A 9,685-nucleotide genomic window follows, 5' to 3' on the forward strand; every position below is an offset into this window, starting at 1 on the left:
AGATGTGTATAAGAGACAGGGGCTATGGCTCGGACATGGAAGGCAGCAAGGCGCTCGCGCTCGAGGCGTGGGCAAAGCGCAAAGGCCGCGCCTATCTGCGCTTCGATTATGGCGGCTGCGGCAGCAGCGAGGGCGACTTCGAAGAACAGACGCTCGCTGGCTGGCGCGACGATGTCGTGGCGATGCTCGACGCAGCCGCAGGTGGCCCCGCGGTGCTGGTCGGATCGTCGATGGGCGGCTGGCTGATGCTGCTCGTCGCGCGCGACCATCCCGAAAAGGTGGCGGCGCTGGTCGGCATCGCGGCGGCGCCCGATTTCACCGATTGGGGCTTCACCGTCGAGCAGAAGCTCGCGATCCTGTCCGAAGGCCGGCTCGAAAAGGTCGGGCGCTACGCCGATTTGCCGATGGTCTATACCCGCGCCTTCTGGCAATCGGGCGAGGCCAATCGCGTGCTCTTCGCCGGATTGGCGATCGACGTGCCGGTCCGGCTGCTCCACGGCATGGCCGATACCGAAGTGCCCGCCAACCGCTCGATCCATCTGGTCGAGCAGCTCCGTTCAGCCGATGTGCAGCTTGCTTTGGTGAAGGGAGGCGACCACCGCCTGTCGCGCGACGCCGACCTCGCGTTGCTCGAGGCGACGCTCGAAAGTGTGATGGCCGATCTATGACCCTGTTGCTGCTCGCTCCCCTGTTGTTCGCGCAAAGCGCCGCGCCGATCGGCCCGCCCGCCCCGCCGCCGTCGCAGCGCTACGAAAAGTGCCTCGATCTCGCGACCAACAACCCGAGCTTGGCCGAAGCCGAAGCCGGGCAATGGCAGCTCGCGGGCGGTGGTTTCCTCGCCGGGCAGTGCCTCGGCATGGCCTATGCCAATGAGCAGCGCTGGCCCGCCGCCGCGACCGCATTCGATGCCGCCGCGCGTGCCGCCGAAAAGGCCGGCGACGGCCGTGCGGTCAATTACTGGGCGCAAGCGGGCAATGCTTGGCTTGCCTCTGGCGATGCGACCAAGGCGCGCGCCGCGCTCGATGCGGCACTCGCGGGCGGCTCGCTGACCGGCCTGCCGCTGGGCGAAGCGCATCTCGACCGCGCGCGCGCGATGGTTGCCGGGGGCGATCTCGACGGGGCGCGCGACGATCTCGACCGCGCGCTTGCCGAGGTGCCCGAAGACCCGCTCGCCTGGCTGCTCTCGGCGACGCTCGCGCGGCGCCAGAGCCAGATCGTCCGCGCGCAGCACGACATCGCCGAAGCGCTGCGGCGCGGCAGCGACGACCCAGCGGTCCAGCTCGAGACGGGCAATATCGCGGCGTTCGCGAAGGACGAAGCCGGCGCGCGGGCCGCGTGGCAGCAAGCGGTCACGCTGCGGCCCGACAGCGCCGCCGGAAAGGCCGCCGCCGCCGCATTGCTGCAGTTCACCGCCAAGCCCTGACGCTTTTGGAACGCGTCGGGGTGGCATCGCTGCTCGCGCGCGCCTATCTCGGCGCAAAGCACAATGGAGCGCGCCGATGAAATATCTCCACACCATGATCCGCGTCACCGATCCCGACGCGACGATCGCGTTCTTCAAGCTGCTCGGGCTCGAGGAAGTGCGGCGGATGGACAGCGAGAAAGGTCGCTTCACGCTGATCTTCCTCGCCGCCCCCGGCGACCATGACGCGCAGGTCGAGCTGACGCACAATTGGGATCCCGAACCCTATACCGGCGGGCGCAATTTCGGGCATCTCGCCTACCGCGTCGACAATATCTACGAGACGTGCCAGCGGTTGCACGATGGCGGCGTGACGATCAATCGCCCGCCGCGCGACGGCCACATGGCGTTCGTCCGCACCCCCGACAACATCTCGATCGAACTGCTCCAGGAGGGCGGCGCGCTGGCGCCGGCCGAGCCGTGGGCGTCGATGCCCAACACCGGCGAATGGTGATGGCAGGCGCGCTCGAGATCGTCCGCATCCCGGCGCTCAGCGACAATTATGTCTGGCTGGTGCACGATCCCGTCTCCGACGAGACCGTGGTGATCGATCCGAGCGACGCCGCCCCCGTGCTCGCCGCGACCGAGGCGCGCGGCTGGACGATCTCACAGATCTGGAACACGCACTGGCACCCCGATCACACCGGCGGCAATGCCGCGATCAAGGCGCTCGGCGCGGTGGTTAGTGGCCCCGCCGCCGAAGCGGGCAAGATCCCGACGCTCGATTACGGCGTGCGCGAAGGCGATTCGGTGCGCATCGGCACGCATGTCGCGCGCGTGATCGAGACGCCCGGCCACACCGCCGGGCACATCGTGTTCTACATGGCCGACGACGCTGCACTGTTCAGCGGCGACACGCTGTTCGCGATGGGCTGCGGGCGGCTGTTCGAGGGCGATGCCGCGCAGATGTACGGCAACATGCAGCGCCTTGCTGCGCTACCGCCCGAGACGATCGTCTATTGCGCGCACGAATATACGCAGTCGAACGGCCGCTACGCCGCCGCTGCCGAGCCCGACAATCAGGCCGTCACCGAACGGATGGCTACGGTTGATGCGCAGCGCGCAGCGGGCGAACCGACTGTTCCGACGACGATTGCGCTCGAGCTCGCGACCAACCCGTTCCTGCGCGCGACATCGGCCGACCAGCTCGCCGAGCGGCGTGCAGCCAAGGATGCATTCTAGCCGTATCTGCGGTATGACGCGGATGGGGCCGCAAGCGTTTTGAAAAGGACCGATCGCATGTTCCGCTTCATCCTTCCGCTCGTCGTGCTAGCTGGCGCGAGCTCCGCGCTGTCCGCCGACTCGAAAGAGTATCGCGCACGTGAAGCGGCGCGCGATCAGGTCGAGCTCGACAAGCAGCTTGCGGGCCTCGTGCCGGGCAAGCCGCAAAGCTGCATCGACACCTTCCGGTATCGCGACTCGACGCGCGTCGGCGACAAGATCCTCTACAAGAACGGCCGCAACGACGTGATGGTCAACGATACCGGCGGCGGCTGCTTCGGCCTGCGGCGTGGCGATGCGATCATCACCAAGACCTTCGGCAGCCAGTTCTGCCGCGGCGATATCGTGCGGACGGCCGATCTCATCACGAGCACGCCGAGCGGAAGCTGCAGCTTCGGCGACTTCGTCCCCTATCGCAGGCCGTGATCCGCGGGCTGCTGCTGGCGGCGGCGCTGGGCGGGGCTACCGCATCGGACGATGCGAAGGATCTCGCCAAGGCGCTTGCGGGCCGAACGCCGGGCAAGCCCGAGACCTGCGTTTCGCCCAGCCGGGTCGGCGCACCGCAGGTTATCGGTGACCGCACCTTGCTGTACCGCGACGGCGGCCGGATGTGGCGCAACGATTTGCCCAATGGCTGCCCCGGGCTCGACGACGATGCGATCGTCGTTACCGAGGTCTATGGTGGGCAATTGTGCCGCAACGATCAATTCTACACGCTCGAACGCACGGGCAGCACGATCCCGGGACCGCGCTGTCGGCTTGGGAGCTTCGTGCCGTGGGACAAGCCGCGGTAGGAATCGGGCCGTTTCCAGGGCGAAGCCGCCGCAGCCTCGCTAAAGCGCGCCACTCCAGACCCGTTCGGGCTGAGCCTGTCGAAGCCCCGCCGCACCCACACCCCCTGCGCAAGCGGCGAGGTGCCCTTCGACAGGCTCAGGGCGAACGGGAGGGGCTGCGACAGTTCTGAAGGCGAAGACGATGCCCCGCCTTGTTAGAGCACGAACCGGCTGAGGTCGGTATTGCGCGCGATGCTCGCAAGATGCGTTTCGACATACGCCGCATCGACCACCACGGTCTCGCCACCGCGATCCTCGGCATTGAAGCTGACATCCTCGAGCAGCTTTTCCATCACCGTCTGCAATCGCCGCGCACCGATATTCTCGATCTCGCCATTCACTTCGGCGGCGATCCGCGCGACGGCCCGGATACCCTCCGCGGTGAACTCTACCGCAACGCCCTCGGTCGCGATCAACGCGACATATTGCTGCGTCAGCGACGCCTTGGTGTCGGAGAGGATCGCAACGAAATCGTCCTCGGTCAGCGCCTTCAGCTCGACGCGGATCGGCAGGCGGCCCTGCAGCTCGGGCAACAGGTCGGACGGCTTGGCCACATGGAACGCGCCGCTCGCGATGAAGAGCACATGATCGGTCTTCATCGGCCCGTATTTGGTCGCGACCGTCGTTCCCTCGATCAGCGGGAGGAGATCGCGCTGCACGCCCTCGCGGCTGACCGATCCGCCGCGGCCGTCGCTCACTGCGATCTTGTCGATCTCGTCGAGGAAGACGATTCCGTTCGCCTCGGCATCGGCGATCGCGGCGCGGCTGAGTTCGTCTTGGTCGAGCCGCTTGTCGGCCTCTTCCTCGACGAGCTTGTCCCACGCTGCGGGAACGCTCAGCTTGCGGCGCTTGAGCTGGCCGCCGCCGAACGCCTTGCCCATCATCTCGGACAGGTTGATCATCTGCGCGCCGCCGCCGGGCATTTCGAACGGCATCGGGGGCGCCGCCTCGAGTTCGATCTCGATCTCGGTGTCGCGCAGATGCCCGTCATGAAGCCGCTGGCGGAACGCCTCGCGTGTCGCCTCGCTCGCGCCCTTGCCGGTCAGCGCGTCGAGCAGGCGCGCCATCGCGGCTTCCTCGGCCTTGTCCTTGACCGCACCGCGGCGGCGCTCCTTCTCGAGCCGGATCGCTTCCTCGACGAGGTCGCGCGCGATCTGTTCGACGTCGCGGCCGACATAGCCGACTTCGGTGAACTTGGTCGCCTCGACCTTGATGAACGGCGCGTCGGCGAGCTTGGCCAGCCGGCGGCTGATCTCGGTCTTGCCGCAGCCGGTCGGCCCGATCATCAGGATGTTCTTGGGGCTGACCTCGTCGCGCAGATCGGGTGCGAGCTGCTGGCGGCGCCAGCGGTTGCGCATCGCGACCGCGACCGCGCGCTTTGCGTCGGCCTGGCCGATGATGTGCGCGTCGAGCGCGGCGACGATGGCTTTGGGGGTAAGGTCCTGGTTCATATCTGCTTCCGTCGCCCCGGCGGAGGCCGGGGCCGCTATGGTGCAAGGGCGCGCGCTAGAGCCTAGCGGCCCCGGCCTCCGCCGGGGCGACGCGCATCACGCGCTCGTGTCGAGCCCTTCGACCGTCAGCCGGTCGTTGGTGTAGACGCAGAGCTCGCCCGCTATCGCCATCGCTTTCCGGGCGATCGTCTCGGCATCGGCCTCATAATCCGCCAGCGCGCGCGCTGCGGCGAGCGCGAAATTGCCGCCCGAGCCGATCGCGGCGATCCCGGCCTCGGGCTCGAGCACGTCGCCATTCCCGGTCAGGATCAGCGTCACGTCCTTGTCGGCGACGATCATCATCGCCTCGAGGTTGCGCAAATATTTGTCGGTCCGCCAATCCTTGGCGAGCTCGACCGCGCTGCGCAGCAGCTGGCCGTGATGCTGTTCGAGCTTGCGCTCGAGCCGCTCGAACAGCGTGAACGCATCGGCGGTCGCGCCGGCGAAGCCGCCGATCACCGATCCGTCGCCGAGCCGCCGCACCTTCTTCGCATTGGGTTTCATCACGGTCTGGCCCTGCGTCACCTGGCCGTCGCCGGCGACGATGACGCGCCCATTCTTGCGCACGGAGAGGATCGTGGTGCCGTGCCACACAATTTTGTTCTCGCTCATGGAGGGCGATATGGGATGCGGGGTCGCGCTGTGCAATCCGGCTTGCGTCGGCGCGCCATGCTCGGTGATAGGAGGCGCGGGGGAACGATAGGTATGAGCGACCAGCACGGCCATGCAGGGCCCGATCACCCGCTCGAGCGGCTGATCTTCTTTTCCGATGCCGTGTTCGCGATCGCGATCACGCTGCTGATCATCGAGGTGCACCCGCCGCATCTGCCACATGGCGCGCCGCCCGCCGCTTTTCTTCGAGCGCTCGCCGATCTCGGCCCGAGCTTGTTCGGCTTCTTCGTCAGCTTCTTCGTCATCGCGGCGTTCTGGACCGGGCACCACCGCGCCTTCGCGCTGGCGGGACGCTATTCGGACAAACTGCTCGCGCCCAACATCCTGATGCTGTGCGCGATCGTGTTCATGCCGTTCGCGACCGCTTTCATGAGCGCCAATCTGGGGACACTCGTCCCGTCGGCGCTCTATGCGCTGACGCTGATCGTCACCGGGCTGCTCAGCATGTGGGTGACCTATCGCACCACCAGCCCGGGAATCGTCCGCGCCGACACCGCAGCCGAGACGATCGCGCAAGTCCGCATCCGCGGCATCGGCGTGGTGCTCGGCGCGACGGCGTCGTTCGGCCTTGCCTTCTTCATCGCGCCGCTCAGCCAGATGGGGCTGCTGACGATCCCCTTGTGGCAGGCGATCCTGCGGCGGCAAGTCCATCGCCGCTTCGTCCGCACGGCGGCCTGAGCCACCCTGCGGGCGCGGCGCCAGCGCTCAGTTGGCGGGCGCGGTCATCGCGTTCATCGAGCCGTTCGACGCGGTGATCGACGGCTTGCCGACCGGCGGACGCAGCGCCTCGCGCTCGGCGGCGGTCATCACCGCATCCATGTCGGGACGGAAATCGGCGATCGCGCGATCATCGGCGTTGCGCTTGGGATCGAGCAGGTCGGTCGGCACATGCCCCTCGGCCGTCCCCGACGCCTTGGCGAGCGCGCTCGCGATCCGCCCGCGCGTCAGGAACGCGGCGAGCCCGGCGCCCGCCGCGACGACGACCGCGCCGATCGACCAGGCCGCGGTGCGGCTGATCGCAGGCGTGGCGCTGGCGGCCTGCGGCGCGGGGGCGCGCTTGGTGGCGCTTTTGGGAATTTGGGTCTTGGCCATGTCACATCTCATTCTGCAAAATCGGGCGCGCGGCGACCGGGGCCGCCGCGCGCGGGGAAGTTAGCGGCAGCGCGCGTCGCGCGTGCTGTCCTTGTCGATTGCCTGGCCGGCCAGCGCGCCGCCGACACCGCCGAGCAACGCGCCGAGCACGCCCGAACCACCCGGTGCGATCGCCGCGCCGAGCGCACCGCCCGCGATCCCGCCGACGACCAGACCGGTCGTACCGTCGCTGTGGCGGCAATAGTAACGCCCGTCGCTGCCGCGATAGACGCGGTCGTTGTTGCTCAGCCGGCGCTCCTGATAGCGGCGATTGTCGTCGCGGTAATAGCGCGAGGCATCGTAGCCGTTATACGCCGGATCGGGCCGGTCGTAATCGTATTGCGAATAGCCGCCACCATAGCCGCGGCGCGGGCCGCCGCCGTAACTGTCGCCATATTCGTCGCAGCCGGCGACCAGGGTACACGCGGCCAACAGGCCGAGAGTGAGGGTGCGCATTCGAATACTCCTGTTATCGTATCCAAGCGCAATGCGCGGGCGGCGATAAGGTTGCCCGCCACCGCCGCCCCGCCGCGCGGCGGAGCGATCCGGCGCGGCGCGCGATACGGTCGGGAGCGTGCGACGAAGCGTGCGCGCTTGACTCGATTGACCCCCGGAGCTGTCCTTATCGCTCGTCATCGTTTCCGTTTTCGTCATGATCGGCGTCGCGCGTGCGCAGCATCTTCACGTCGAACGGCAGCTCGGCATCGACCTGCGCGAGCAACATCGGCCAGGCCTGCGCCAGCGACGCCGCGTCATACGCCGAATCGATCGGCTCGAAGGGATGCGCGAGCAATTGCATCAGCAGCCGGTCGTTATGGACGATGCGCTCGCCGACGTGCTCGCCGCGATACCAGACGGGCAGCGACCGCCCGGCAAAGGCGCGCTCCAACGCTTCGTCGAGCAGCGCTTTGCGCGCCGAGCGGACCGCGACGTCCCAGGCGAGCGCGAACATCGTGCGCCCACCGCGGTGGCGCAGCGCATAGGCCGATTGCTTCGACAGCCCGACATGCGCCGCGGCGTGGCTAACGCAGCCGTGCGTCGCGAGATGTTCGAGAAAGGCACGCTGCTTGTCGGTCGTCCAGCCGGTGGCGGAGACGTCGCGCCACACCATGTTGTTCGCGCGGCGACGGCGCTTCGGGGCGGGCTCCGGCGCGCGCGGGGCATGGGGCGCGGCCTCGGGCGCGCGCGCCGCCTCGGCACGCTGGAGCTTGCGGATCCGCGCCCTGATAGCGGCATGCGGATCGTGGCGGGTGCGCGGCTGGGGTGGCGCGTCGGGGGTTTGCGGGGGCGCGGGCTGATCGGCCGCGGACTCGCGCACGGGCGCGGCGTCGGATGGCGGCTGGGTCGAGTCTGACGGCATGAGTCGGTCCTCTCCATGGGTAGCGAGGATTCGGAACATATACAGAACAATGCGCTGTAGGACAGCCCCAACCGCGAGATTTTTTACGCCGCGCCGCCGAGGCTTTTGCGCAGCAGGCGACGAGCGCCCCCGCCGCGGCCCGGACGGCGGCGCGACAGCGCTGGCCGATGATCGGGGTTTGCCACAGCGGCAGACGGTGTGGTGCCGCAGCGCGGCTTTGCTGCGCCCCCCCCCTCCCCGCGGCGCGCAAGACTCGACGCCCCGCCTCGCCCGCGCTAGCCTTCCCCCTGATATCCGGGGGGAAATCACGATGAGTCCATTTGGTTTGGTGTTCACGCTGTTCGGCCTGGTGCTGGGCCTGGCGCTCGCCGCGGTGCTCAACGGCTTTTCGCGTGCGTTGAAATTGAAGCGCGGCGCGCGGCCGGTGCGGATCGGCTGGCTGACGCCGTTGCTCGGGCTGGTGGTGATGCTCGACCTGACGAGCTTCTGGCTGCTCGCCTTCGATGCGCGCGAGCAGATCAGCGCGAATTACGTGACGCTGCTCAGCGTGCTGGCGATGGTCGGCGTCTATTATCTCGCGGCGACGCTGATCTTTCCCGACACGCCCGAGGACTGGCCCGATTTCGACGAATGGTACGACAAGCAGAACCGGCTGGTGATCGGCGGGCTGCTCACCGCGAATGTGGCGAGCTGGGTCGGGGGCGTCGTGCTCGACACGCTCCATCCGCGGCCCGAGGTGGTGGAGCCGGTGGGGAACGGGCTGGTGGTGCTGGTGTATCTGGTGAGCGGGTTCGGGGTGCTGGGGCTGCTGATCACGCTGCTGCTTGTGAAGGGGCGGCGGGCGAATGCGGCGATGCTGGCGGGGGTTTGCGGGTTGTTGGTGGTGAGCGGGGTGATGGAGCCGTTTGTATAGCCGCGCGGCCGAGGGTTTAGCGACGCTAAACCCGAGCGCTCAAGCGCGAGTGGTCTTTCTTGGCTACAACAACTCTTTCAGACGCTCCACAGCTTTAACTAGACTTTCCGACCGTTGTGACGCTTGCTCCAGGCTCCATGTGGTCCTAACGAACTCGGATAGACGTGCATTGTAGCCGAGCCCTTGCACAGCGGCAGACCCCCTAGCGCGGACAAGATCATTTTTTATTTCGGACGGCGCTCTCTTGGCACGCTCCAGTAAATACTCTTTGGGGTTTTGAATTCCATCCGGGTTAGGGGCAATATTATTACCTCCCCGCCCCAAGAGTTCACGCATACCGTGATGATCCGCCAGCAGCCATGCCTCCATCTCTCGGACGGCTACACGAAATTTTAGATTGACGTTAATATTTAAATTTCCAAACCAGCTGTCAATTAGACTTTTGGCACAAAGCCTATTGTCTAAATCTGTTATAAGCAGAACTGGATGCCTGATGGCCATTTGATTAAAGCTTTGGCACTTCGCCTTGAGAGCCCGATCCGAAACTAAGTTGAGTGGTATCAGCGGGTTAGCTTGACGCCAGCCCAAGTCATTGATTCAGGG

At 67.0% G+C, this 9,685-nt stretch carries 14 protein-coding genes; 8 read left to right on the forward strand and 6 right to left on the reverse strand.

Annotated features, from left to right (window positions below; all coding sequences use genetic code 11):
* The first annotated feature begins 2 nt into the window (after window positions 1-2).
* From QN347_RS17810 to QN347_RS17835, 6 genes are all read left to right on the forward strand, one after another.
* On the forward strand, window positions 3-668 hold the full coding sequence (locus QN347_RS17810) for an alpha/beta hydrolase (RefSeq protein ID WP_323494262.1): 666 nt from the start codon (window positions 3-5) through the stop codon (window positions 666-668).
* The gene (locus QN347_RS17815; RefSeq protein ID WP_322162588.1) at window positions 665-1,423 is read left to right on the forward strand and encodes a tetratricopeptide repeat protein; all 759 of its coding nucleotides are present in this window, start codon (window positions 665-667) and stop codon (window positions 1,421-1,423) included. The genes QN347_RS17810 and QN347_RS17815 overlap by 4 nt, the downstream gene beginning before the upstream one ends.
* Before the next feature lie 76 nt (window positions 1,424-1,499).
* Entirely contained in the window at window positions 1,500-1,916 is a 417-nt protein-coding gene (locus QN347_RS17820) for a VOC family protein (RefSeq protein WP_133186512.1), read from the forward strand.
* Window positions 1,916-2,644, forward strand: coding sequence for a hydroxyacylglutathione hydrolase (gloB, locus tag QN347_RS17825; protein ID WP_322162586.1), 729 nt, complete (start codon window positions 1,916-1,918; stop codon window positions 2,642-2,644). Before QN347_RS17820 ends, gloB begins: the two co-directional genes overlap by 1 nt.
* A gap of 57 nt (window positions 2,645-2,701) precedes the next feature.
* A complete protein-coding gene (locus QN347_RS17830) occupies window positions 2,702-3,109 on the forward strand; it encodes a hypothetical protein (RefSeq protein WP_322162585.1) in 408 nt (135 codons plus the stop codon).
* Complete coding sequence (locus QN347_RS17835; RefSeq protein ID WP_322162583.1) at window positions 3,106-3,477, forward strand: hypothetical protein; 372 nt, start codon at window positions 3,106-3,108, stop codon at window positions 3,475-3,477. The genes QN347_RS17830 and QN347_RS17835 overlap by 4 nt, the downstream gene beginning before the upstream one ends.
* A 194-nt stretch (window positions 3,478-3,671) precedes the next feature.
* On the opposite strand, the gene hslU is transcribed toward QN347_RS17835, so the two are convergent.
* Both hslU and hslV read right to left on the reverse strand, forming a co-directional pair.
* A complete protein-coding gene (gene hslU / locus QN347_RS17840; RefSeq protein WP_322162581.1) occupies window positions 3,672-4,967 on the reverse strand; it encodes an ATP-dependent protease ATPase subunit HslU in 1,296 nt (431 codons plus the stop codon).
* A gap of 96 nt (window positions 4,968-5,063) precedes the next feature.
* Window positions 5,064-5,618, reverse strand: coding sequence for an ATP-dependent protease subunit HslV (gene hslV / locus QN347_RS17845; RefSeq protein WP_133186502.1), 555 nt, complete (start codon window positions 5,616-5,618; stop codon window positions 5,064-5,066).
* A gap of 93 nt (window positions 5,619-5,711) precedes the next feature.
* Here hslV and QN347_RS17850 point away from each other — a divergent pair, with 93 nt between their 5' ends.
* Complete coding sequence (locus QN347_RS17850) at window positions 5,712-6,356, forward strand: TMEM175 family protein (RefSeq protein WP_322162578.1); 645 nt, start codon at window positions 5,712-5,714, stop codon at window positions 6,354-6,356.
* 27 nt (window positions 6,357-6,383) lie between these two features.
* Here QN347_RS17850 and QN347_RS17855 read toward each other — a convergent pair whose 3' ends face one another.
* The 3 genes from QN347_RS17855 to QN347_RS17865 form a co-directional block, all read right to left on the reverse strand.
* Entirely contained in the window at window positions 6,384-6,770 is a 387-nt protein-coding gene (locus QN347_RS17855) for a hypothetical protein (protein ID WP_322162577.1), read from the reverse strand.
* Between the two features lie 60 nt (window positions 6,771-6,830).
* Window positions 6,831-7,265, reverse strand: a complete 435-nt coding sequence (locus tag QN347_RS17860; RefSeq protein ID WP_189675807.1) for a hypothetical protein — start codon at window positions 7,263-7,265, stop codon at window positions 6,831-6,833.
* Window positions 7,266-7,431: 166 nt separating this feature from the next.
* Complete coding sequence (locus tag QN347_RS17865; protein WP_322162575.1) at window positions 7,432-8,169, reverse strand: hypothetical protein; 738 nt, start codon at window positions 8,167-8,169, stop codon at window positions 7,432-7,434.
* A gap of 310 nt (window positions 8,170-8,479) precedes the next feature.
* On the opposite strand from QN347_RS17865, the gene QN347_RS17870 reads away from it, so the two are divergent.
* Window positions 8,480-9,082 carry a hypothetical protein gene (locus tag QN347_RS17870; RefSeq protein ID WP_322162573.1) on the forward strand — a complete coding sequence of 201 codons (603 nt, stop codon included), beginning with the start codon at window positions 8,480-8,482 and terminating at the stop codon, window positions 9,080-9,082.
* Between the two features lie 63 nt (window positions 9,083-9,145).
* On the opposite strand, the gene QN347_RS17875 is transcribed toward QN347_RS17870, so the two are convergent.
* Window positions 9,146-9,583 (reverse strand): hypothetical protein, encoded by a 438-nt coding sequence (locus tag QN347_RS17875; protein WP_322162572.1) that lies wholly within the window; start codon window positions 9,581-9,583, stop codon window positions 9,146-9,148.
* Between the last annotated feature and the right edge of the window lie 102 nt (window positions 9,584-9,685).

The sequence above is a fragment of the Sphingomonas sp. 10B4 genome, assembly GCF_035019905.1.
Classification (GTDB): Bacteria; Pseudomonadota; Alphaproteobacteria; order Sphingomonadales; family Sphingomonadaceae; genus Sphingomonas; species Sphingomonas glacialis.